Annotated in this window: 23 protein-coding genes; 8 read left to right on the plus strand and 15 right to left on the minus strand. The window is 62.8% G+C overall.

Going from position 1 to position 23087, the window contains the following annotated elements:
* Nucleotides 1-31: 31 nt before the first annotated feature.
* The 4 genes from P1M51_RS09915 to P1M51_RS09930 all read right to left on the minus strand — a co-directional run bounded on the left by P1M51_RS09915 (nucleotide 32) and on the right by P1M51_RS09930 (nucleotide 3333).
* Entirely contained in the window at nucleotides 32-883 is an 852-nt protein-coding gene (locus tag P1M51_RS09915; protein WP_276248042.1) for a UbiA family prenyltransferase, read from the minus strand.
* Nucleotides 884-945: 62 nt separating this feature from the next.
* Nucleotides 946-2067: a pyridoxal phosphate-dependent aminotransferase gene (locus tag P1M51_RS09920; protein WP_276248043.1), complete on the minus strand. Its 1122-nt coding sequence runs from the start codon at nucleotides 2065-2067 to the stop codon at nucleotides 946-948.
* Between the two features lie 90 nt (nucleotides 2068-2157).
* Nucleotides 2158-2307 (minus strand): hypothetical protein, encoded by a 150-nt coding sequence (locus P1M51_RS09925; RefSeq protein ID WP_276248044.1) that lies wholly within the window; start codon nucleotides 2305-2307, stop codon nucleotides 2158-2160.
* A 285-nt stretch (nucleotides 2308-2592) separates the two neighbouring features.
* Nucleotides 2593-3333, minus strand: coding sequence for a proteasome assembly chaperone family protein (locus P1M51_RS09930; RefSeq protein ID WP_276248045.1), 741 nt, complete (start codon nucleotides 3331-3333; stop codon nucleotides 2593-2595).
* A gap of 89 nt (nucleotides 3334-3422) precedes the next feature.
* On the opposite strand from P1M51_RS09930, the gene P1M51_RS09935 reads away from it, so the two are divergent.
* Together P1M51_RS09935 and P1M51_RS09940 are read left to right on the plus strand one after the other, a co-directional pair.
* Complete coding sequence (locus P1M51_RS09935) at nucleotides 3423-4349, plus strand: RsmB/NOP family class I SAM-dependent RNA methyltransferase (RefSeq protein ID WP_276248046.1); 927 nt, start codon at nucleotides 3423-3425, stop codon at nucleotides 4347-4349.
* A complete protein-coding gene (locus P1M51_RS09940; protein ID WP_276248047.1) occupies nucleotides 4346-4855 on the plus strand; it encodes a hypothetical protein in 510 nt (169 codons plus the stop codon). Before P1M51_RS09935 ends, P1M51_RS09940 begins: the two co-directional genes overlap by 4 nt.
* Here P1M51_RS09940 and P1M51_RS09945 read toward each other — a convergent pair.
* Together P1M51_RS09945 and P1M51_RS09950 are read right to left on the minus strand one after the other, a co-directional pair.
* Nucleotides 4852-5397, minus strand: a complete 546-nt coding sequence (locus P1M51_RS09945; RefSeq protein ID WP_276248048.1) for a hypothetical protein — start codon at nucleotides 5395-5397, stop codon at nucleotides 4852-4854. The genes P1M51_RS09940 and P1M51_RS09945 overlap by 4 nt on opposite strands.
* A gap of 120 nt (nucleotides 5398-5517) precedes the next feature.
* Complete coding sequence (locus P1M51_RS09950; protein WP_276248049.1) at nucleotides 5518-7023, minus strand: DUF790 family protein; 1506 nt, start codon at nucleotides 7021-7023, stop codon at nucleotides 5518-5520.
* Between the two features lie 82 nt (nucleotides 7024-7105).
* Here P1M51_RS09950 and P1M51_RS09955 point away from each other — a divergent pair, with 82 nt between their 5' ends.
* A complete protein-coding gene (locus P1M51_RS09955) occupies nucleotides 7106-7576 on the plus strand; it encodes a hypothetical protein (protein WP_276248050.1) in 471 nt (156 codons plus the stop codon).
* A 4-nt stretch (nucleotides 7577-7580) separates the two neighbouring features.
* Here the strand turns inward: P1M51_RS09955 and P1M51_RS09960 are convergent, their stop codons facing one another.
* Nucleotides 7581-8933, minus strand: coding sequence for a DEAD/DEAH box helicase family protein (locus P1M51_RS09960; protein ID WP_276248051.1), 1353 nt, complete (start codon nucleotides 8931-8933; stop codon nucleotides 7581-7583).
* 101 nt (nucleotides 8934-9034) lie between these two features.
* Between P1M51_RS09960 and P1M51_RS09965 the strand changes: the two genes are divergently transcribed.
* Both P1M51_RS09965 and dnaK read left to right on the plus strand, forming a co-directional pair.
* Nucleotides 9035-9679: a nucleotide exchange factor GrpE gene (locus tag P1M51_RS09965; protein WP_276248052.1), complete on the plus strand. Its 645-nt coding sequence runs from the start codon at nucleotides 9035-9037 to the stop codon at nucleotides 9677-9679.
* Nucleotides 9680-9855: 176 nt separating this feature from the next.
* On the plus strand, nucleotides 9856-11730 hold the full coding sequence (gene dnaK / locus P1M51_RS09970; RefSeq protein WP_276248053.1) for a molecular chaperone DnaK: 1875 nt from the start codon (nucleotides 9856-9858) through the stop codon (nucleotides 11728-11730).
* A gap of 99 nt (nucleotides 11731-11829) precedes the next feature.
* Here dnaK and P1M51_RS09975 read toward each other — a convergent pair whose 3' ends face one another.
* Together P1M51_RS09975 and P1M51_RS09980 are read right to left on the minus strand one after the other, a co-directional pair.
* The gene (locus P1M51_RS09975; protein WP_276248054.1) at nucleotides 11830-12315 is read right to left on the minus strand and encodes a hypothetical protein; all 486 of its coding nucleotides are present in this window, start codon (nucleotides 12313-12315) and stop codon (nucleotides 11830-11832) included.
* Between the two features lie 56 nt (nucleotides 12316-12371).
* The gene (locus P1M51_RS09980) at nucleotides 12372-12578 is read right to left on the minus strand and encodes a hypothetical protein (RefSeq protein WP_369685102.1); all 207 of its coding nucleotides are present in this window, start codon (nucleotides 12576-12578) and stop codon (nucleotides 12372-12374) included.
* 87 nt (nucleotides 12579-12665) lie between these two features.
* On the opposite strand from P1M51_RS09980, the gene P1M51_RS09985 reads away from it, so the two are divergent.
* Complete coding sequence (locus P1M51_RS09985) at nucleotides 12666-12968, plus strand: hypothetical protein (RefSeq protein ID WP_276248056.1); 303 nt, start codon at nucleotides 12666-12668, stop codon at nucleotides 12966-12968.
* Nucleotides 12969-12971: 3 nt separating this feature from the next.
* Here the strand turns inward: P1M51_RS09985 and P1M51_RS09990 are convergent, their stop codons facing one another.
* A complete protein-coding gene (locus tag P1M51_RS09990; protein ID WP_276248057.1) occupies nucleotides 12972-14708 on the minus strand; it encodes a Rieske (2Fe-2S) protein in 1737 nt (578 codons plus the stop codon).
* A gap of 128 nt (nucleotides 14709-14836) precedes the next feature.
* Here P1M51_RS09990 and dnaJ point away from each other — a divergent pair, with 128 nt between their 5' ends.
* Nucleotides 14837-15988 carry a molecular chaperone DnaJ gene (gene dnaJ / locus P1M51_RS09995; RefSeq protein WP_276248058.1) on the plus strand — a complete coding sequence of 384 codons (1152 nt, stop codon included), beginning with the start codon at nucleotides 14837-14839 and terminating at the stop codon, nucleotides 15986-15988.
* Here dnaJ and P1M51_RS10000 read toward each other — a convergent pair.
* From P1M51_RS10000 to P1M51_RS10010, 3 genes are all read right to left on the minus strand, one after another.
* The gene (locus tag P1M51_RS10000) at nucleotides 15985-16638 is read right to left on the minus strand and encodes a helix-turn-helix domain-containing protein (RefSeq protein ID WP_276248059.1); all 654 of its coding nucleotides are present in this window, start codon (nucleotides 16636-16638) and stop codon (nucleotides 15985-15987) included. The two genes, dnaJ and P1M51_RS10000, sit on opposite strands and share 4 nt — an antisense overlap.
* A gap of 74 nt (nucleotides 16639-16712) precedes the next feature.
* A complete protein-coding gene (locus P1M51_RS10005; RefSeq protein WP_276248060.1) occupies nucleotides 16713-17438 on the minus strand; it encodes a hypothetical protein in 726 nt (241 codons plus the stop codon).
* Nucleotides 17439-17484: 46 nt separating this feature from the next.
* Entirely contained in the window at nucleotides 17485-19473 is a 1989-nt protein-coding gene (locus tag P1M51_RS10010; protein WP_276248061.1) for an AMP-binding protein, read from the minus strand.
* A gap of 150 nt (nucleotides 19474-19623) precedes the next feature.
* Between P1M51_RS10010 and P1M51_RS10015 the strand changes: the two genes are divergently transcribed.
* Nucleotides 19624-20205, plus strand: coding sequence for a GNAT family N-acetyltransferase (locus tag P1M51_RS10015; RefSeq protein WP_276248062.1), 582 nt, complete (start codon nucleotides 19624-19626; stop codon nucleotides 20203-20205).
* 17 nt (nucleotides 20206-20222) lie between these two features.
* On the opposite strand, the gene P1M51_RS10020 is transcribed toward P1M51_RS10015, so the two are convergent.
* Both P1M51_RS10020 and P1M51_RS10025 read right to left on the minus strand, forming a co-directional pair.
* A complete protein-coding gene (locus P1M51_RS10020; protein WP_276248063.1) occupies nucleotides 20223-21749 on the minus strand; it encodes a class I adenylate-forming enzyme family protein in 1527 nt (508 codons plus the stop codon).
* 75 nt (nucleotides 21750-21824) lie between these two features.
* On the minus strand, nucleotides 21825-23039 hold the full coding sequence (locus P1M51_RS10025; protein ID WP_276248064.1) for an acyl-CoA dehydrogenase family protein: 1215 nt from the start codon (nucleotides 23037-23039) through the stop codon (nucleotides 21825-21827).
* Between the last annotated feature and the right edge of the window lie 48 nt (nucleotides 23040-23087).

The raw sequence follows: 23087 nt of genomic DNA on the forward strand, positions 1-23087 counted from the left end.
CAGGAAAAACGGTTGGCTGGCTGAAAACTGTTCACCCGAGGGGGCGGAACCAGACGGCGACGAGCAACAGCGCGAGGAAGACGTAGGAGCCACGAATCAAGAGCATCGTCGCGAGTTTTGGGGTTGCGTGTCTGGCGATAAGTGCGACGACGCCGAACCCGGCGACGGCGAGCGTAGCACTCAACGGGAACACGCCGAACAGCGAGAACGCGAGAACCGCACCGAGACCGAGCGCCATGAGGGCGTAGGCGACGCGGCGAGACCGTTCTTTGCCGAGGACGACCACGGCACTTCGCTTCGAGATGGAGCGGTCGTAATCGTAGTCTTTCGCGTCGTCGATGATTTTGATTCCCGAGAGGATGACGAGGAAGACGACTGCGAAGGCGACGACTGGGAGGGTAAGCGTCTGAGTCTGGACGTAGTAGCCCCCAAGGAGCGCGAAGGAGATGCCGAGCGGATAGCCCATCGTCGCGGTGACGGGATGCATGTCGAGTTGGGGGGCGTGGAGGAAGCCGATGAGCCACCCCGGAAGGGTAAGCAGCGCAGCCCAGAAATCGACGGTCAGGCCGATGATGATGAGGCAGGCGAAAAAACCGATAGAGGAGAGCGCGAGCGCGAGTTTCGCGCCGGGTGCGGAGAGGGGATGGTCGTCGTCCTCACCACGGACGTAGAAGTCCACGTAGCCGTCCTTGACGTGGGCGGTGTAGAGCGCGAAGAACGCCGCGAGCATGTGGAGTCCCGCCAGCGTCGGGTCGAGGTCGATGGCGAGGACGGCCCCGAACCACGACGCCGCGATGGGCGGCAGCATGAACACGGGGTGAATCTGGGAGGCGAGGGCGCGGGTCGCCGCGGCCAGACCGGTTCCGTGGCGGGCAACGTGCATGCCTGTAGCATGGACGTGTTGGCTGATAAACGTGTGTGCGAAAACAGCAGGCGGGAGACCGGTCAGCGAACTGCCGTAACGGCGTCGCCCATGATGGAGAGGGCGGTTTTGAGGTCCTCGATGCCCGTCGCGTAGGAGATGCGGGCGTAGCCCTTTCCGTGTTCGCCGAACGCCTCGCCGGGCACAAGGATGACGCCGTGGTCGATGACTTCGTCGACGAAGCCGTCGGGGACTTTCGGCATGGCGTAGAACGCGCCGCGTGGACGCGGGGTTTCGAGGCCGATGTCCTCCAGCCCGTCTACTACCACGTCACGGCGCTCCTCGAATGCGGCGACCATCTCTCCGACGCAGTCCTGTGGCCCCGAGAGGGCGGCCTCCGCTGCGTACTGCGAGGGCGCAGACGCACAGGCCTGCGCGTACTGGTGGACGCGAAGCATACGTTCGATTCGGCGGGTGCTGCCCGTGACCCACCCGAGTCGCCATCCAGTCATCGAGTAGGATTTCGAGCAGGCGTTCACGACGACGACGTTGTCCGACTCGGCGAATTCGAGTGGCGAGTAGTGTGCGCCGTCGAAGACGATGTGTTCGTACACCTCGTCTGAGATGCAGACCACGTCGTGTTCGTCCGCGATGCGGGCGAACTCCTGGATGTCTTCTTTCGATTGGACTGCCCCTGTCGGATTCGCTGGGCTGTTGATGACGAACGCGGCAGTGTCCTCGGTAATCGCTGCCTCGACTGCGGCGGGGTCCATCGTGAGGTCCTCGCGGAGGCCGACGGGTCGGGGAATCCCGCCCGCGATGTGGGTGAGCGCGTCGTAGGAGACGAATCCGGGATCGGGGTAAATGACTTCCTGGCCCTGGTCTACGTGCGCCTGGAAGGCGAGGTGGAGCGCCTCGCTGCCGCCAGCCGTGGCGATGACGTTCTCCGGGTCCACGGTGACGCCGTTGTCGCGTTCGTGCTTGACGGAAATAGCCTGACGGAGCGGGAGAATTCCCTTGTTCGGCGTGTAGGCGTCAACGGCCCCGTCTGCGATGGCCTGCTGGGCCGCTTCGCGAACGTGTGCTGGCGTGGGAAAATCCGGTTGCCCTATGCCGAGATTGATGGCGTCGGGGCCGGCCGCCTCGAACACCTTCCTGATACCGCTAATCGAGACCCGTTCGACTCGTCGCGCAAATTCAGTCATACGAAAACTCAGGTACGGGAGAGAATAACTCTGATGAGTGGTGTGTTGACACAGGCCTCGCGGCCTTCTTTTACGAATCTCGCGTTGCGATCAGTTCTCGAACTCTTCGCGAAGTTCATCGATGCGCAATTCCAGCACTGACAGCGCGGCGTCCGCGTCGGTGTAGCCACGTTCGTACTCGTTGTAGACGCTCTTCGATTTCCGCAAGAATTCGGAGACTGCGTCTTCTAAATCGCTCATAGAAATCCCTAGGACACGGACGTATTTCAAACTGTCAGAATGAACGCGCGGGAGACGGATTCGAACCCCGCCATGACACCGTCACAGACGAACCCTACCTGAAAGCGGCGCGGTTGCGTCGCGGAAGTGATTGCAGTATCAAAGCAGGCCTTGCGGTTTGCGGTGCAGGGCGGTAGCGGTGCGGCGACCGCCAGTGTAGCATCCGAACGCGCCGGTGGCGCGTTCGGCCTTTTTCATGAACGTTTTTGCAAGCGGGGTCGCTTCGCGACCCCGCAGCAAAAAGGTTCATTGGAACATCCGAAGCGGCTTCGCCTGCGTACTTTCCTCGTCTGCGTCCTGCATGCGCTGGGCGAGTTGTTCTTTCGCCTCGCGGATTTCTTCGGCGCGGTCGACGAGGTCGTCGGTGTTCACGTCGATGTCGGCGATGGGTCCGATGCCATGCATGAGCAGAATGCGGGCAGCCTCCGGGTCGGGGAACTGCTTGTCGCTTTCGACGACGAGACCGACGCCGGTCAGGTCAAGTTCGATGGCGCGGTTGATGAGCGAGCCTGTCGGTCCGGTGATGACGCCGCCTTCAGTGGGGGACGCGATATCTGCGCGGTCGAGCAGCGAGGCCCCGTCACCGGTCGAGACGCCGTAGAGGGCGGGTTCGCCGTCGCCTTTCTCGGTCGGCAGGCCGGAGAGGAAGATGGGCGTCGCGCCGTGGTCTGCAATCCAGCCGGTGAGGCAACTCGAGAAATCGGCGGCCTGCGACGGCGAAACCGGAACGTCGCTCTGGAGGACGACGAGGTCGCGGTCTTCGTCCGCATAGAGGCGGACGGGCGCGCGGACGGTCGAGTTGCCCTCGCCGTAGACCGCGACGCGGGGAATGCCCTCGCAGTGGAGCGACCCGAAATGGCTCATCTCGAAGGTTTCGACGAGGTGGTCGGCCGCGATTTTTCCGACGAGACCGACGCCGGGGAGTCCTTCGACGAGTGTCGGCGCGTCGAATTCGAGCGACTCGTCGTGAATCTGGACGTGTGCCATATGCCCACATACTCGTGGAGATCGTATAAGCTTCCGGCCGGTGTGCGCGTTCGAAACCCACAAACGGTCGCCCGAAATAGAGACAGCAAATGGAGGCTCTGGAGCGGTACGAACCGCTGATGGACGACGTGACGGCCTACCGGGAGGCGTGCGCCCGCCCCCTGCCCTCCGTCGTCCGGGTGAACACGCTGAAAGCAACGGGAAAACAGGTTCGTGCGGCCCTCGACGAGGAGGGCGTCGGCTACGAACAACTCGAATGGAACGCAGACCTGTTCAAACTCGACACGCGCAGTCCGGGTACGACGTGGCCGTACTTCCACGGCTGGATTCACGGACAAGAAGAGGTGTCTGCGGTTCCTGCGCTCGCGCTCGACCCACAGCCGGGTGAGCGTGTCTTCGACACCTGCGCCGCACCGGGGAGCAAGACGACGCAGTTGGCAGCCCGGATGGACGACCGAGGCGTGCTCATCGCGAACGACAACAACCTCGGACGGCTCTCAGCACTTCGATTCAACGCGGAACGACTGGGCGCGACCTGTGTCGCGGTCACGAATCAGGACGCCCGCAACTTCTCGATGAAACCGTTCGACTCGCCAGACGAGGGTGGGTTCGACCACTTCGACCGCGTCCTCGTGGACGCGCCGTGTTCGTGTGAGGGGACGGTTCGGAAGAACCCGGACGTCGTGGACGAGTGGACGCTAAACCACGTCGAATCAATCGCCGGCATCCAGAAGGGCATCCTTCGGCGGGCGATGCAGGTGACGCGCCCCGGCGGGACGGTGGTCTACTCGACGTGTACCTTCGCCCCTGAGGAGAACGAGGCCGTGCTCGACCACGTCCTCGAACACGAACCGTGTCGCGTCGTTGATTTCGACCTCGACCTTACCCACGTCCCCGGTGTCACCGAGTGGCGCGGCGAGACGTACGACGAGCAGGTCACCAAGGCAAAGCGCATCTATCCCCAGCACAACGACACCGGCGGGTTCTTCTGTGCGAAATTGGAGGTGGAAGGATGAGCGGAGACGGCAACGTTGGCCAACAGTTCGACCGCCTCCCCGAGACCCACGACCAACAGGAGGTAGACGGCCGCGCCTCCCGCGAGCAGGTCGTGAGCTTCTGGCACGACCGCTACGGCGTGCCAAAAGATGTGTTCGACGACTTTTCCATCTGGGAGAAGGGCGCGGGCAAAATCTGGATTTTCGGCGGCGACGTGGCCTCGCCAATCCACATCGAGGGCCTCGGCATGAAGTTCCTGCGCACCCGCCAAGAACACTGGAAACCGACGACGAACGCTGCCCAGCGCTTCGGTCGCCACGCGACGAAGAACGTCATCGTGCTCGACGACGAACAGGCGGACCGGTTCGCCCACGGGAACGACGTGGACTACCCCGACTGGGACGGCGACTGGGGCTACCTCATCGCCGCTCACGAGCTGGCTGGCGTGACCGAGCCGATCGGCGTCGGCCTCTACCTACACGGCGAACTGCGCTCTGTCGTGCCCAAGGGTCGGCAGTTCGATTAACCGAGGCGTTTTTCGAGTTCCGCCACTCGCGCTTCGAGCGCGTCGTAGCGCTCTTTCGGGACGTACCCCTCCAGATTCAACCCCTCGACTGGCAGTCCCTTGAAGTCGATACAGGGGTCGTCGCCGAGGGAAATTTCGAGCAACTCCTTCTTCCGCCCGAGGTCGTTGATGCGCAGCGACTCGCGGTCGCTATCGACGTAGATGACCACGCGCTCTCCGGCCCGCCGACTGCGGAGGTCGAGAATCGGCTGCTCTTCGGCATCGACCCACAGCCGGACGTTTTCGGGACTCATGAATCGGGCGATGGTGTCGGCCATGCCGCCGCTCATCGAGAGCCGTTTGACCCGCTTTCCGGAGGGGTTGCCGAGCGGGTGTTTGCGCGTGTAGACGCCCCAGTGGTTGTGTTCTGCGTCTGCGGCCGTCCGCGCGAGGAGCGTGCCGTCGGAACCGCAGTAATCGACGAAGCAGGCGTAGGCGTCAGATGACGTGCCTGCCGCGTCGTCCAGTGCGTGGAGCGCCAGTGAGTGTCGTCGTTCGCTCATACCCGAAAGACGCCCCTCACGGGCTACTGGCTTGCGGCCGAGTCGTCCCACAAGTAGCGGCCCAGCGGTGTCGGACCGAGCCATGGCGAAGCGACGGTAGTCCGGAAAGTACCGCTCGCGCTAGTCAATTGACTTTGCTCGCACCGTGCCGCCGGACAATCCCTCCCACTCGACGCGGTAACCGAGCCGCGAGAGAATCGCGCTCGCGTCGTCGAGTCCGTAGGTCGCAAAAACCCCCTCCGCCTCCGACAACGACATCCCGGCCTGAATCTCGTCACGGAGCGAATCGAGTACGGCAGGTCGGACGAGCGTCCGCCCCACTCGCTCGTGGTCGGGGAAGCGTTTCTCGGAGAGCACCGATTCGCTCACGCCGAGGTCGCTGGCAAGGGTTTCGAGCGTAATCACGTCGGCGTCCGGCGACAGTTCTTCCGCAAGGTCAGCGGCGCTCGCTGCGACGAGGTCGGCCTCGTACTCGCGGAGGACGTCCACCACGTCTTTGACCCGAACCGATCCGGTGTAGGGAATCGCGCGGTGGTCTCGGGCGGCGATATCCTCACCAACTCCGAGCGTGCTATCGACTGCGACGAGCAGTTCCACGTCCTCGACGAGGTCCATCTGCCGGAGCTTCTTTTCTACGTACTCGGGCGTCCAGAAGCCCATGATTTCGAAGTAGATTCGGTACTTCGAATGCTTCCAGTCGAACGCGAAATCCGGAATCATCACGCTCGCACCCGCTTCGAGAGGTTCGGGTTCGCGCACGAGATTCCAGTCCAGTCCGAGGGCGCTAAAGCGGGCGGCGAAGTCGGATTCGACGCCGCTGTCGAACGACACTTCTGCGACTGGGTCTGCGTCCGGGACCGCCACGTCTTCGTGAGTGAGGGTGAGCAGGCGCTCTGTTCCGCGGTCGTCGATGGTTGCCTCGATGCGCCACTCAGAGGCCTTCGCCACCGAGCGCAAGAGGCGGGCGAACCGCGTCCCGTAGCGCCGACTCGTCTGGAACAGGCCGGTCGGTCCGGTGACGATGACCTCGCGACCTGCCTCTGTCTTTCGAATCTCGTACATCAGGCGAAGGCGCTTTATCGCCGAGATGAGCGCCTTCGGGTCACTGCTCCGAATCCGCAGTTCCGTGGCGTCGAACAGCGCGGTTTGAGCGAGCGAGAGGTTATATTGGTCAAGCAGGTCGTCCGGGTCCCAGCGCACGCTGAGTTCGTCGAGGATCTGTCGCTCCGTGAGGTCGGCGTAGAGGGATTCTGAGACCTGCTCCGGCGTGGACGCGAGGTTCGTGGCCGCCTGTGAGAGCGCCTCCTCGCGTTCGGCTACCGTGACGACCGACCCCGCCTCCGCAGCGGCGAAGACGGCGGCACGAGTGCGCTCCGGTGGGAGCGGGGCGCGCGTCTCGAACGTCGCTTCGCGTTCGACGAGTTTCGCCAATCCGCGGACGAGTTTGAAGTCCGCGTCAGCTTCCAGCCGGGCGAGCGCCGCCTCCAGGTCGGCGCGGGGTTCGCCGACGTGACCCTGGAAGGTGCCGATGACCCGGGCGGCGAGCGGACGGTCGGCGCGGTCGGCGAACTGTGGAGCGTAGCCGCCACCCGCCCGTGAGATTCGGAGGAGGTCCTTCGTGAGCACACCTAAGCGTGGGAGACGGTCGCACAAAAATCGTCTGACGTCGGCCCCAACACTCTTACAATCGAATGGATACAACAGTAGTATGGAACGTCGGACTTTCCTTCGCAGTGTTGGCGCGACAGCCTCCGTCGCGTCTCTCAGTTTTGCCGCCGGTTGTTCGAACTCTCCGCTCGGCAGTGACGACGAAGAACCGCAAACGACCACACAGGGCGACGGCGGAGAATCCACCGTCTCCTACCCCGAGGGCTGGACCGCGGAACTCAGTAGCCTCGAGACCGACGGCGACGCGCCGTCGAACAAATTTCAGATGGAATCGTTCGACGTGCAAGCAGACGATTCGGGCAACCTCGTCGTCACGGGCACCGTCAAGAACACCGCGAGTGAGACGGCAACGCATGCTGTCGTCGTTCACGTGGACGTCGAAAAGGAGAGCCACAAGGCGGGGAAAGCCTTCGAACTCGACGGCGGCGCAACCAACTCGTTCGAACTCCCATTCCCGGTCACGATGGACGAGTTCAATCAGCAGGGCAGCCTTCGGTTTACCTTCCAGTAATCCGCTACCGTCTCCGGTCTGCGACCCGCTCTTCTGCCGTTTCGCGGCTGACGAGTTCGTACAGCAGCGCCCGTCCACCGTCTGCTTTCGGTCGGAGGATGCGGCCGAGTCGCTGGGTGAACTCCCGTTCGCTCCCGCTTCCGGAAAGGACAACAGCCACGTTCGCGTCGGGCACGTCTACTCCTTCGTCTAAGACGTTTGCCGTGACGACACGCGAGTACTCGCCGGTGCGGAACTTCGCGAGGATGTCGCGGCGCTCTTTCGTCCCGGTTCGGTGGGTGATGGCGGGAATCAAGAATCGCTCGGAGATGCGGTAGACGAGGTCGTTGTGCGCGGTGAACACGATGATTCGATCCCCGCGGTGGCGAGCGAGAATCTCTGCGAGCTCGGCGAGTTTCGCCGCCGAGTTCATCATCACCTCGCGGGCGCGTTGCTTCGCCAGCAGCGCCTCCCGTGCACGCGGGTCCGACCCGGAGCGCATCACGAGTTTCTGGTAGTCGCTGCCGCTCCGGAGTTGCAGGTTCGAAGTGGCGAGATAGTCGGTAAATATCGACTGGTGACGCTCGTACTCGCGGCGTTCGTCGGGTGTCAACTCCACCTCGATGCGCTTTACGTCGTAGTTCGCGAGGTGTTCACCCGCGAGCGTGTCGATTTCGACCGTGTAGACGAGCGGGCCGAGGAGCGATGCGACGACCTCGTGGGCGTCGTCTTCGCGCTCGAATGTCGCCGTCAGGCCGAGGCGGGCGGGTGCGGCGAGCAACCGCGCAATCTGGCGAAAGCCCTCGCCGCCGAGGTGGTGGACTTCGTCAAAGATGACGAGCCCGAACCGGTCGCCGATGGCGTCGGCCTTGAGGTAGGCTGAGTGGTACGTCGAGACGGTGATGGTTTCGAGAGTCTGCTCACCCCCGCCGAGTTGCCCAATCGGCACGTCGAACTCGGCTTCGAGTTCCTCGCGCCACTGGGTGAGCAGGTCGATGGTCGGGACGACGATGAGGGTCGGCGTACAGAGTGCCTCGATAGCGGCGATGCCGATGACGGTCTTGCCACTCCCGGTCGGGAGTTCGAGGACGCCCCGGTCGTCAGCATCGCGCCACGCGTCGAGGGCGGACCGCTGGTAGGGGCGCAACTCGTAGGTGGACTGAAGCGTGGGTACGTCCGGAAGCGAGAGGACGTGATCAGAGACGGTGTGCGTTGTCTTGTCAAGGGCATCGCGCAGGTCCGAGTAGAACATCGCGGGTGCTCTCGCTGTTTTCGACCGCGGGTCGAACCGCGTGTGCGGGAGGGCAGTCGCTTCTGCCTCGGAGAGTCCGTCTACGCGGATAGTTCCGTCTTCGAAGGTGAGCGAGACCGCGGACACGTTTCAAAGACGGCGACGGCCACACTTAACTTCGCCACCCGTCGAGTCGCCGCGAACACATTTCTGAATTTTTATGGCCGCTGGAGCGCCTTGCTCCACCTATGAGCGAAAACCAGGGTGCAGACGAGCAGTCGCCCACGACTGACCCCGAGGAAGCCGCCGAAACCGAGGCCGAACAGGTGGACGCCGACGAGTCGGAAGCTGCCGACGCGTTCGCCGACCTCGTCGCGCGCGTCGAGGAGTCGGACCCGGAACAGCTCGCCCGCGAAATCGAGTCCCTCCGCGAGCGGGCGGCCTCCATCGACGACGTCCAGTCGGAGCGCGAGGACCTCGAAGCACGCCTGAAACGAAAGCAAGCCGAGTTCCAGAACTACAAAAAACGGATGAAAAAGCGCCGCGAACAGGAAAAACAGCGCGCGACGGAGGACCTCGTAGAGCGCCTCATCGACGTGCGCGACAATCTGGCTCGGGCGCTTGAAGAGGCCCAGGAGACGGACGCCGAAGGGTCTGATATCGTCGGCGGCGTCGAATCGACGCTGCGCCAGTTCGACCGCATCTTAGAAGACGAAAACGTCGTCGAGATTCGCCCGGAACCCGGCAGCGAGGTAGACCCACAGCGCCACGAAGTGATGCTCAGGGTGGACTCGGACCAGCCAGCGGACACCATCGCGGAGGTGTACCAGTCGGGCTACGAGATGGCAGACCGCGTCCTGCGTCCCGCGCAGGTGACGGTGAGCAAGGACTGACTGAGCAAGCGCTGACCGTGCAGGCACGCGGCGGTCGAATTGCGGTCATCATATAAGCACAGGGTGTGAGACGCACCCGCACGTTGAAATCGCCCGACTGAGGGGCTGTGTGAAAGGAGTGTGAGGCAGCGTATCTAGCAACTTTTAACCGGACGAAAGCGATAGTAGCCACCAAGATGGCGAGCAACAAGATTCTCGGTATCGACCTTGGTACCACGAACAGCGCGTTCGCGGTCATGGAGGGCGGTGACCCCGAGATTATCGTCAACAGTGAAGGGGACCGAACCACGCCCTCGGTGGTCGCGTTCACCGACGATGGCGAACGGTTAGTCGGGAAACCGGCCAAAAACCAGGCCATCCAGAACCCGGAGAAAACCATTCAGTCCATCAAGCGTCACATGGGCGACGACTACTCCGTCGACATCGACGGAGAGGACTACACGCCGGAGCAGATTTCGGCGATGATTCTCCAGAAGATAAAGCGCGACGCAGAAGACTACCTCGGCGACGAGATCGAGAAGGCGGTCATCACCGTACCGGCCTACTTCAACGACCGCCAGCGCCAGGCGACGAAAGACGCGGGCGAAATCGCCGGCTTCGAAGTCGAGCGCATCGTCAACGAGCCGACCGCCGCGTCGATGGCGTACGGCCTGGACGACGACTCCGACCAGACCGTCCTCGTCTTCGACCTCGGTGGCGGGACGTTCGACGTCTCCATCCTCGACCTCGGCGGCGGCGTCTACGAAGTGGTCGCCACGAACGGGGACAACGAACTCGGTGGCGACGACTGGGACCAGGCCATCATCGACTGGCTCGCAGAGGAGTTCGAGGCCGAACACGGCATCGACCTTCGCGAGGACCGGCAGGCCCTCCAGCGTCTGAAGGACGCAGCAGAGGAGGCGAAAATCGAGCTCTCCAGCCGCAAGCAGACGGAGATCAACCTCCCGTTCATCACGGCCACGGACGACGGCCCGGTTCACTTAGAGAAGGACCTCTCTCGCGCGAAGTTCGAGAGTCTCACGTCCGACCTCATCGAGCGCACCGTTGGCCCAACGAAGCAGGCCCTCGAAGACGCCGGCTATGCCGCCTCCGAAATCGACGAAGTCATCCTCGTCGGTGGCTCGACTCGCATGCCGCAAGTCACGGAGAAGGTCGCAGACGTCGTCGGCCAAGAGCCGAAAAAGAACGTCAACCCCGACGAAGCCGTCGCTCTCGGCGCGGCGATTCAGGGTGGCGTCCTCTCCGGCGACGTGGACGACATCGTCCTGCTCGACGTGACCCCGCTTAGCCTCGGTATCGAAGTGAAAGGCGGCCTCTTCGAACGCCTCATCGAGAAGAACACCACCATTCCGACGGAGGAATCGAAGGTGTTCACGACGGCCGCACCGAACCAGACCTCGGTGCAGGTCCGTGTCTTCCAGGGCGAGCGCGAAATCGCAGACCAGAACGAACTTCTCGGTGAGTTCCAGCTTTCAGGAATCCCACCCGCACCCGCCGGCACGCCGCAAATCGAAGTCACGTTCAACATCGACGAGAACGGTATCGTGAACGTCGAGGCGGAGGACAAAGGCTCCGGCAACGCCGAATCCATCACCATCGAAGGTGGCGCTGGCCTCTCTGACGACGAAATCGACCGCATGACCAAGGAAGCAGAGGAGCACGCAGAAGAGGACAAGGAGCGCCGTCGCCTCATCGAGGCGCGCAACGAGGCCGAAGGCTCCATCCAGCGTGCGAAGACCCTGCTCGACGAGAACGAGGAGAACGTCGACGACGAACTCCGCGAGGACATCGAAGCCGCAATCGAGGACGTCGAAGCAACCCTCGAAGACGAGGACGCGACGGCCGACGAACTCGAAGACGCGACCGAGGACCTCGCCGAGAACCTCCAGGAAATCGGCAAGCGCATGTACCAGCAACAGCAGGCCCAGCAGCAGGCCGCAGGCGGCGCTGGCATGGGTGGCACGGGCGGCGACGCCGATGCCGAGACCAACGGCGGCGACGAATACGTCGACGCCGACTTCGAGGACGTAGACGACGAGAAGGACAACTAACGTCGACTACTGATTCCCGCGGTTTTTCGGTTTTTCGACACCCTCACCAGTCACAGCGACTGCTGTGAAACCATCAGCGACGAACGAACAACCGCGAACTCAGAGTACCTCGTCGTCCCGGTACTCGTACGTGTTCTCGGGAGAATCGTCGGCGAAGAAGCCGAAGGTCTCGTCGTCCCGCCGGAGATAGTCGTTTTCGAGCATCTCGGTGACGACTCGGCCGAGCGAATCGAGTTCCAGTTCGATGTCGTCGACGACCGCCGGGTCGAGTTCGTCGCGGGCGTCGTCGGAGATCGTCGGCGACCGATAGCCAACTTCGTCACTACTGGCATCCCAATAGAAGTCGAACTCCTCGACGAGGTCGTATTCGAGGACGATTTCGAATTGGTCTTCGGACATCCCAGTGTGGGCCGCCCACTCGTCGAAGGCGTCCTCCCACGCACCGTCCGCTAAGATGGTCGCGAGTTCCTCTCGACGATAGTCGTCTTCGGGATTCTCGACCGGATTGGCAATCGCTTCGTAGGTGCCGCGGGACTGTGGCCCAGAGAGCGATGGTGGGTCCGGAATGGAAACGTCAAGCGCCATGCTAGACGATTCGTCGTTTGGTGAGAAAAATACGCCGTCTGCCAGCAGGAAGTCGGCTATTCGGTCGACTCCACGTCGATGTGGTGGACCGCGTTCGGGGACAGCAGGCGGCCACTCGAAACCTCGACCCACCCATTCACCCGAATGCGAGCAGGGCCTTCGTGGAGAACTGTCGATTTGTCTTCGTCGCCGTAGATGACGACGTCGTCGTACTCATCTTCGAAAATTTGCGCGAACTCGTCGGCGAGCGATTCTGGTGAAATCACTATGACTCACCATTGAGCCTGCGAGTGAAAAATGTGGTTCACATGGCGGGAAACAATTATTGAATCTCCGACACGAGGTGGGGCATGTATCGACGAATCCTCGACGTCGGCGTCTTCCTGGTCATCGTCGCCATTCTCGGGTACGGAATCGTCATTCTCCAGCAGGTCCTGTTCGCGCTGGTTGCGGCGGTTGGTCTGTACCTCACGTACGCGGAGTGGAAAGGGGGCAAAGCGGAGCGCGCTCTCGTGCTTGTCTGCATCTGGGGGCTCCTCGCAGGGGCGTTCTGGACCGCGCGTCTCGAATTCGAACTCGGAGCTATCGTCGTGGCCATCATCGGGTATCTCGCGTGGGCGACGACGCGAAATCCCGACGAGCCGACGGTCTGATGGCTATTCCTCGTAGATTTTCTCTCCCCGGTGCAACCGCGACGCAATCGTGAACGTCTGTTCTGCCTCCCGGCGCGTCGGGAAGTGAGCGGCCATGTAGCGGGCCGTCGCCATCAGCGCGAGTCGCTTTTCGGATTTGGACTCGGCCACCTCGAACTGCTTGAACGAGGCTTCTACGTTCTGGAGCGTGTGGAAGTTCGCGTCCTCGCGGAGCAGGGCCTCGCCGAGCGTCTGTATGAGGTCGGCGGGGTCGCCGCCACAGTCGAAGTGTTCACTCACGAGTGCTGCGGCCCGGTTCACCTCGCCCTCCTCGTCGAAGGCGTCCATGAGTTGGGCGCGGATGTCGGCGGGGTCGGTGTCCGACTCGCCGGGTTCGGGAAGTGGCGCTCGCGGCATGTTCAGGAAGCGGTCTAAGTACACCGAGATGGCTCCGTCGAAGACGCCGCGATAGAGTTCGACGGCGTCGGTCCGGTGGGTGGCCTGCTCTACCGCGTTCGCGTAGGTGAACGTGTGGTGAACGGTGTTCCAGTCTGAGAACTCGTTGGACGTGGCGAAGTGAGCCACCCGGCGCATCGCGGCGATGGAGACGGCGTGGGCGAGTTCCGTCGTGGTCGCGCCGGATTCGACGGCTTCTACGAGGGCATCGACGATTGCGTGCGGGTCGTCCTGCAGCAAGGTTTCGGTGAAGTTTTCGGGTTTCTGCCAGGTCTTTCCGCGGCCCGTTTCGACCATCTCGTCTAAGTCTGCGTAGGCGTCTGCGAGCAGGCCGGCCACGTCGATTGGCTGTCGCCACGAGGAGAGTTCCTCGCTGCGGGTCGCGCCGGTCAGTTCGTCGACGAGCGTCGGGAGAACGTTCGGGGCGCTGTCCCAGCCGATGTGGTCGAGCACCTCGAACGCCTTGTTCACGAAGTCGAAGGAGTGGCCGGCGTTCAGATAGCGGTGGTCCGTCGCGGCAGTGTACATGATTTCTGCCACGTCCTCCGGCGGCAGGGAGCCAATCGCGGTGCGGAGGGTGCGTTCAGAGGGGTCGTTGTCCCGAACTTCGATGGTTTCGCGGAACCACGACTTGAGACGCGCTTTCGAGACGTCAGTCGTCGAGAAGCCGGGTTGCTCGAAGCGCGGCGGTTCGCCCGCCGCGTCGTTCGCGACGTACCGGAGGCCGGTGTAGAGGGCGCGTTTCTGGTCGACCTCGGAGAGCGCGGGGAGGATGTTCGCCATCGCGGCGTGGACGGTCAGCCCGCTGCCCCACCCGGCGTCGCGGTACTTCGTGCCGAAATCGACGCCGGTTTTGATGGGCACAGCGGGGTCTTCGCCTTCATCTGCGAGACCGATAACAGCTTTCGCCATGACGAGGCTGAGGTTCTCCTGAAGGCCGTCTGCGAGGCGGTTTCGCCAGTGGGTGGCCGGCGGGACGGACGGTTCTGGGTCGGGGTCGATGAGAATGTCGTCACCATCTACGCGGACGGGGAACGTCTGGACGTCGTCTGCCCACGGGTCGAACGTATCACCGCAGGAGAGTTCGAAGCGGGCGTGGTGCCAGTGGCAGGTCAGGACGCCCTCGTCGACGGTTCCCTTGGAGAGCGGGAATCCCATGTGCGGACAACGGTTGTCCACCGCGTACACCTGGTCTTCGTGGTAGAACAGGGCGACAGAGCGCCCGTGGTGTGAGACGATTTGCGTCCCCTCGTCTTTGAGCTGGGAGAGCGATGCGACGGGGACGAAGTCAGCTTCTGCAGCCATAGATGTGGGTTGTTATCATGCAAACATAACCGTTCGCTGAATCCGATTTTTGTAGATTGTCTGAGGTTTCTGCGGCGAACCGTGACCCGTTCTTTTCAAGTATTTCCGGGGATTACCACGGATAACGAATGAGCGAGGACTTCTACGAAGTGCTCGGCGTCTCGCGTGACGCTGACGAAGACGAGATAAAGAGCGCCTTCAGAAAGAAGGCAGCGCAGTATCACCCTGACGTCAGTGACGACCCCAACGCAGACGAGAAGTTCAAGCAGGCGAAGAAAGCGAAGGAGGTCCTCTCTGACGAAGAGAAACGTCGCGCCTACGACCGCATGGGCCACGAGCGGTTCGAACAGGCCGAAAAACGCGGCGGGTTCGACGGCGGCGCTGGCGGTGGCGGAGCCGGTGGCTTCGGCGGATTCGGCGGCGGCGGTGGCGGCATGGGCGGGATGAACGACATCTTCGAGCAGTTCTTCGGCGGCGGCCGCAACCAGCGCAACGGCCCACGCCAGGGCCAGAACCTGCGCACGTCGATGACCATCACGCTACAGGACGCCCACGACGGCCTCCAGCGCCAGTTCACCCTCACCCGGCCCGAACAGTGTGACGACTGTAACGGGAAGGGCCATCCCGCGGACGCCGACGCGGAGACCTGCCCACAATGTGACGGTCAGGGCCAGACTACCCACGTCCAGCAGACGCCACTCGGACGCATCCAGCAGACGCAGACCTGTAACCACTGTGGCGGCGAGGGCACGCTCTATTCGGAGACGTGTGACACCTGCCACGGCGACGGGCGCGTGCGCCGCGAGGCGACGCTTTCGGTGGACGTTCCGGCGGGCATCCGCGACGGCCAGACCCTCCGGATGGACGGCGAGGGCGCACCAGGTGAGAAAGGCGGGCCAAATGGCGACCTGCTCATCGACATCCAGGTCGAACCGCACCCGGACTTCGAGCGCGACGGCGACGACCTGTACTACCGCCACCCAATCTCCTTCCCGCAGGCCGTCTTCGGCGACAAGGTGGAAATCGAAACCCTCGACGGCAGCGTCACCATGGACATCCCGAAGGGCACGCAATCGGGCGAAACCTTCCGCCTGAAAGGCAAGGGTATGCCGCGCCTGCGCCGCCGTAGCAAGGGAAGCATGTTCGTGAAGGTACAAGTCGTCACCCCGGAGAAACTCAGCAAAGAACAGAAGAAGGCGCTCAAGAAGTTCGCCGAAGCCGGCGGGGAGGAAGTGGACGTGAGCGAAGGCTTCTTCGAGAAGCTGAAGAACAGTTTCTAACCGTCTATGCCAATCGTACTTCTGACCAGCGTCTCGGTCGCCCGGCGAATGCGCTCTGAGGTGGCTTGATTCGACACGTCGAGTTTTTCGGCGAGCCCATCGAGGCTCGTCTCGCGCGGAACCTTGAAGAATCCGAGCGCAACCGCTTTCGTGAGGGTCTGTCGCTGTTTCTCAGAGAGTCCAAAACTCGCTTCCTCGTCGGTCCCGCCGCTCCGATAGAGTTGACGCAGTTCGACGGCGACGTCCGCGTCTCGACAGCGCGACTGAAACTCCTTCAGCGACTCTCTGTCTTGGAACCGCATCCGGACCCTGAGACCGCGATGTGTCGCAACCACCGAGAGTTGCGTCGCGCCGATCTCGACGCTGATGGGGTAAAGAACCACGTTCGCCTCCGGCGACACCGCCACGCGGTAGAGCTTGCGTTCAGAGAGGTCGTCTAATACGGTGTAGTCGAGAACCGTCTCGTCTCCATCCAATCCCGTTTCGAAACGTTCGAAGTCGTCGCCTGCGGCCCAGAGAAACAGTCGCAACTTCGAAGGGTCCGTCGCCACGGCTTGCTCGACGGTGAGTTCGAGGTCCGGAACGGGAGACAACGCTGCCATCAGCGGCAGTTCGTCGCTCGACAACCGGAGCTCTGCAATGACAGTCATTGACTGGCATTACGACTGAACGGACAAGTACCTTCCATCTCGAGCGGGTGGCTCGTGGGGCGACTCGCGCGGAGTTACGTCTCCAGTCCAAACGATTCAGTATCGAGTCGAATCACGCGTCCTTCCGAAGCCTCGCCCTCTGCAACCGCAATCGTTCCCTCGCCGTCGTCCCCGGGGAAGACAATCGTCCCACCGACGACGAGCGGCGCGAGAATCCCGGCGACGACGGTCCCGGGTTCGGTGAGCGGGGTGCGAACGGCAACCTCGTCTTCGTCGGTGAGGTCGTATTCGTCAACCACGCGCTCCGCCGCCGCGAGCAGTTGCCCCTGCGTGTAGACCGCCCCACCCGCCGAAAGCACCTCGTCGTCGGCCGAGATGTCGATGGGCGGAATCACCGGGTTCTCGCTCCAGACCTCCTTCTCGAAGAACATCGTGGAGGGGTCGTCTGGGCGCTCGCCGTAGGCGATTCGCTGGCCGCCGGGTGGCAGTTCGTAGTCTGCAATCGTCGCGGAGGGCGCGACGAGTGCGCGAGCGTCAACCTCCGTTTCGGGTTCGAACTCGACCGTCGCGCCGAGCAGGCCCGCGCCGAGGAACGTGAGGACCGGCTCGGGAGACGGTGAGGCGGCGAGGGCGACCCGTCGCCCCTTCGTGACGCCGACGTGGCGGAGGACGCTCCCCGACTGCCACGAGAGGGTACACAACTGGGTGTAATTGTACCGCCGGACGCGACTCCCGTGTGCCCGGAGGGCCGAGGCGTTGCTCCGGCGGTCGCGGGCCAGCAGGTCGGCGAACGTGTTCATGGCTGGTCGTAGTGACGGCGCGAGCAAAAGTGGTGCGAGTCGAAGCTTACCGAGCGTTCTTGATGGCGTCCAGCGCGTCGGGGTTCTCGATGCTGGAGAGGTCGCCCATGCTCCCGCCGGCGTAGGCCGAAGCGATGGCGCGACGGATGATTTTCCCGCTCTGGGTCTTCGGGAACTCGTTGACGAATAGGATTTCGCGTGGGCGGAACGGCTTGCCGAGTTCTTCGCCCACCTGGTCTGTGAGTTCCGCGCGCAGGTCGTCGGTCTCTTCGACGCCGTCTTCGAGAATCACGTAGGCGACGACGGCGGTTCCGGTGGTGTCGTCGTCGACGCCGACGGCGGCGGCCTGATTGACCGCGTCGTGTTCGATGAGCGCGCCTTCGACTTCCGCCGGGCCGACCTTGCGGCCAGCCACGTTCAGCACGTCGTCGGAGCGCCCGTGGAGGAACCAGAGGCCGTCTTCGTCCTTCTGGGCCCAGTCGCCGTGATTCCACATGTCCCCGAACTTCGACCAGTACTCCTCCAGATAGTGTTCGTCGCCGTCCCAGAGGCTCTTGGTCATCGACGGGACCGAGTCGCGAGCGACGAGGTAGCCGCGTTCGTGGTTCTCGGCGATGGAGTCGCCGTTCTCGTTTACGATGTCGATGGCCATGCCGAGTCCGGGGCCGCCGAGGGTACACGGCTTGAGCGGCTGAATCGGCATCGGCATGAGGAAGCAACCGCAGATTTCGGTCCCGCCGGAGATGTTGATAATCGGCGTGTCGCCGCCGCCAACTTCGTTGAAGAACCACATCCAGGATTCGGGGTCCCACGGTTCGCCGGTCGAACCGAGCAGGCGCAGCGACGAGAGGTCGTGACCCTCGACCCAGTGGTCGCCCTTCTTGCGAATCGCGCGGATGGCCGTCGGAGAGATACCGAACGTAGAGAGTTTGTGCCGGTCGATCATCTCCCAGAATCGGTCCGGGTTCGGGTAGTCAGGCGCACCCTCGTACATCATGATAGTGCCGCCGAAGGTGTGGTTCCCGATGAGCGTCCACGGCCCCATCATCCAGCCGATGTCGGAGACCCAGAAGAAGCGGTCGCTCGGCTTCTGGTCGAATCCGAAGTGAATCTCTTTGGCCGTCATCAGTTGGACGCCCGCGTGGGTGTGGACGATGCCCTTCGGCATGCCCGTCGTTCCAGAGGAGTAGAGGAGCATCGACTCGTCCGAGGAGTCCATCGCGACCGTCTCGAACTCGTCGTCCTGCGTGAGGACGGCGTCCGCCCACCACTCGTCGCGGGCGTCGTCCCACGGCGTATCCTCGTCGTCGAAGCGGTTGTAGACGATAGTGTGTTCGACGTGCCCGGCCTCCTCGATAGCCTCGTCTGCCTGCCCTTTGAGGCGGACTTCGCTGCCGCGGCGGTAGAACCCGTCACCCGTAAAGAGGACGCGACACTCTGCGTCCTCGATGCGCGTCGCCGTCGCGTCGACCCCGAACCCGGAGAAGATGGGCACGGCGATTGCGCCGACCTTGAAACAGCCGTAGAGAATCGAGATGACTTCGGGAACCATCGGCATGTAGAGGCCGACGGTGTCGCCCTTCTCGATGCCCCGTTCTGCGAGCGCGTTCGCCACCTGATTGGACTGACGAGCGAGTTCGTGGTAGGTGAGTTCTCGCACGTCGCCCGGTTCGCCCTCCCAGATACAGGCGACCTTGTTTCGGTTCGGCGAATCGATAGCCGCGTGGCGATCGACCGTGTTGTGTGCGATGTTGAGTTTGCCGCCCGGATACCACTTCGAGAACTGCGGCCCGTCCGTGTCGTCGCGCACCTCGTCGTAGTCCTCGTAGAACTCGATGTCCATCCAGTCGACGAGTTCGTCCCAGAACCACTCCACACCCGACTCGCCGTCGCCTCGGTCGACGGTAGTTCGCTCGATGAGCTCGTCGTAATCTTCGATGCCGTGTTCCTGCATGAACCGCCAGACGTTCGTCGATTCGACGAACTCTTGGGAAGGTTCGTACACGATGTCGTCAAAGTCCTCGAGAGATTCCATGGGATGTCTATATGGAGATATTCAACGGAATACAAAGTAGTTGTGCCACGACATCACAACGCAGTGTCACAGTTTGACACCGAGTGGTGGGGCTTCCTCCCCCGAATCGCGCGCCAAATCCTTTTGCTCGTCGCGCGACAACGACCCAGCATGTACGTCCGAGATGCGAGGAACCGAGATGAGGTCTGGCTGCTCGACCACATCGAGGCGATGGGGCTCGACGGCACGGCCTTTCGCTCTCGGGACTACGTGATTGCGGTCGACGAGAACACGAACGAACGCGCTGGGTTCGGACGCATCCGCATTCACGTCCTCGACGACGACAGCGAGATTCTCGAACTCACGAGCATCGGCACGCTCGAAGATTGGCGCGGCCAGGGTGTCGGCGCGCACGTCGTCGAACGCCTCGTCACGAAGGCGAAAGACGCCGATTTCGAGACGGTGTACGCGCTGACCGGCGCACCGGAGTACCTCGCCCAGTTCGGCTTCGAGTCGATTTCGGCCGACGAGTTGCCCGAAAAGCTCCAGCAGCGACTCGACGAAAAGCGCGAGGAGTTAGAACCCGAGGCGGCGCCGGTCGTGGTCGAAATCGACGACTTCTCGATTCCAGAAGCGCTCAGAGAGCGATTCAAGAACGCGGAAAAGTACGTCGAACCGGAACCCGAAGACACGGCAGAGGACTTCGGTATCGACCCCAAGGGAGCGACGTACAAGTACGACACCGGGCGCTGAGTTTCGTCGGTGCGGTTTTATTCCCGCGACCAGTGCTCGGGGCGCTCTTCGTTTTCTCGCGTCCTGAGCTTCTGCTTCTGTATCTTCCCCGTCGGCGTGTACGGGAACTCGTCGACGAATTCGACGTACTGGGGGACTTTGAACGACGAGAGTTCCGCTTCGCAAACCTCGATGATTTCCTCCGGCGTGAGGTCGTGGCCCTCCTTCTTGATGACGAGCGCCTTCACCACTTCGTCGTAGAACTCGTCTGGACTCGGGATGATGGCGACTTCTTCGACCGCGTCAAGCGCCTTGATGACGCCCTCGATTTCGTACGTCGAGATGTTCTCCCCGCCCCGACGGACGATGTCCTTCTTGCGGTCTAAGAAGTAGACGAAGCCGTCCTCGTCGATTTTTCCGTAATCGCCGGTGTAGAACCACCCGTCGACGACCGCCTCGTCGGTCTTGTCCGGTTGGCGGTAGTAACTCGCGAGCATCGCCGGGCAGTTCTGGATGATTTCACCCTTCTCGCCGCGGGGCACCTCGTTGCCGTCGTCGTCCACGACCTTGATGCGCTTTTCGGCGGGTGGCAGGCCGATGCTTCCCACCTTGCGCTTTGCTTTGTTCGTGGGGTTGAGCATGAGCAGGGGGTCTTCGGTGAGCGAGTACCCCTCCACGATCTGAATGTCGAAGCGTTCCTCGAACGGTTCGAATAGGTCGGCGGGCGTTCCGGCCGAGAAGACGTACTCGACGGGGTTGTCCGCGTCGTCCTCGGCGGGTGGCATGTTGTCGAGCATCTTCAGCATGCTCCCCATCGCGTTGAACTCGGTGACGCCGTGTTCGCGACACCAGTCCCACCAGCTAGAGGAAGAGAACTTCTCGTAGATGACGACCTCCGCCCCGGCGGCGGCCGCGCCGAGCGTCGAGTAAATCTGGGCGTTCGCGTGGAACAGCGGCAGCGCGGTGAACAGCACGTCCTCGTGGGTGAAGCCCATCCGTTTCTGGAAGTCGATGGCCGAGATGGTCCAGTTGCGGTGTTCGCACTCGACCGCCTTCGGCGGCCCCGTCGTCCCGGAGGTGTACATGTGGAGGCCGATTGCCCGGTCGTCAGATGCAGGCGTGGTCACGTCCGTCGATTGGTTCGCCGCGAGCGCCGGCAGCGACTGGTAGTCTTCGACGTCGTCCACGACGAGAATCTCCTCGACGGTGGTTCCGCGGGCCGCCTCGATCGCCGTGTTGAGCAGCGGTTCCGAGGTGACGAGCACCACGGGCTGTGAGAGTTCGAGGGAGTGGCGAAGCGCGCTCGCCTTGTATTCGGGGTTCGAGGGCGCGGTGATGCTGTCGAGGTAGGCGTTCGCGAACATCGTGAACAGGAACTCCGGCCGGTTCTGCAGAAAGAGTGCGACTCGGTCGCCCTGTTCGACGCCCCACTCGGCGAGGGCGTTCGCGTAGCGCTTCGAGGCGGCGACGGTTTCGGCGTAGGTGTACTGCTGCGATTCGAACGTCAGAAACGGTTTCGCCGGCGTCTTTTCGACTCGCATCTCCAGCAACTCGTCGATTCGCATGTGTCCTGTGGTATGAAATACCAGTATAAGGGTTTTCGCAAGCCGTCGGCGGTTGCTGTCACCCCCGGTGACTGTTCAGCCGTCGAATCGCGTCAGGGTGGAGAGTTCATCGGGGTTCACTTCGTCGAAGGCGTCGCGGGCGATGACGCGCTTGTGAACCTCGTCTGCGCCGTCCACGATGCGGAACTGGCGAACTTCCTCGTAGAAGTCAGAGATCGGGAGGTCTTTCCCCATGCCGTTTGCGCCACAGAACTGTAGCGCGGTGTCGATGGCCTCCTGGGCGACGTTCGCGGTGAACACCTTACACATCGAGACGGGGATGCGGGCCTCATCACCCTCGTTCTGTTGCCACGCGGCGTGACGAACCATCGTCCGGGCGGCGTGGAGTTTCGTCTCGTGTTCGGCGATGGCAAAGCGAGGCCCCTGTTTCTCTGCGATTGGACCGCCGAACGCCTCACGCTCTGAGATGTAGGCCTTCGCCACGTCGAGCGACCGCTGGGCCATCCCCGAAAAGCGCATACAGTGGGTCAGCCGTGCGGGACCGAGGCGCTGTTGGGCGTGTGTGAAACCCATGTTCTCGGTGCCGAGGAGGTTTTCCCCGGGGACGCGCACGTCGTCGAACTTGATCTCCGAGTGGACCGTCCCGAGGACGCCGCCGCCGGTGTGCGGGATGTCGCGGACGATTTCCACGCCGGGGGTGTCGATGGGGACGAGGATGAGCGACGCACCTTGGTACGGGTGGGCGTCGAAGTCCGTCCGGGCCATCACGATGAGAATGCTCGCGTCGCTCCCGTTCGTGGTCCACCACTTGTGCCCATTTACGACCCACTCGTCGCCGTCCTTCTCCGCGCTCGTCTGGAGCATCTTCGGGTCGGAGCCACCGCCCTGAATCGGCTCGGTCATCGCGAATCCGGAGTGAATCTCACCCTCGACGAGCGGGCGAAGCCATTCGTCTTTCTGTGCTTTCGTACCAAGCATCTCGAAGGTGTGCATGTTCCCCTCGTCGGGCGCATCGACGCGGAGCGCCGGCGCGCCGAGGAGGCTCCGACCTGCCTCCTCGAAGGCGGGGAGCACGTCGCGGAATTCGAGGCCCATCCCACCGTACTCTTCTGAAATCTGGGGCGCGTAGATGTCGTACTCCTTTGCCTGCTCGCGGAGGTCCGCGAGCGTCGAATCGGAGACCAGCGTGCCCGGTTCGAGCTCTCGCTCTGCTGGAATCACCACGTCGTCCATGAACTCTCGTACCCGTCCCGCGACTTCCTGTGCGAGGGCAGAGTCGTTGTACTGCATTACCTTGTCAAGGGTAACCACGTCCTAAGACGTTTGGGATAAAAGCAA

Source organism: Haladaptatus sp. QDMS2 (genome assembly GCF_029338295.1).
In the GTDB taxonomy this organism is placed as follows: domain Archaea; phylum Halobacteriota; class Halobacteria; order Halobacteriales; family Halococcaceae; genus QDMS2.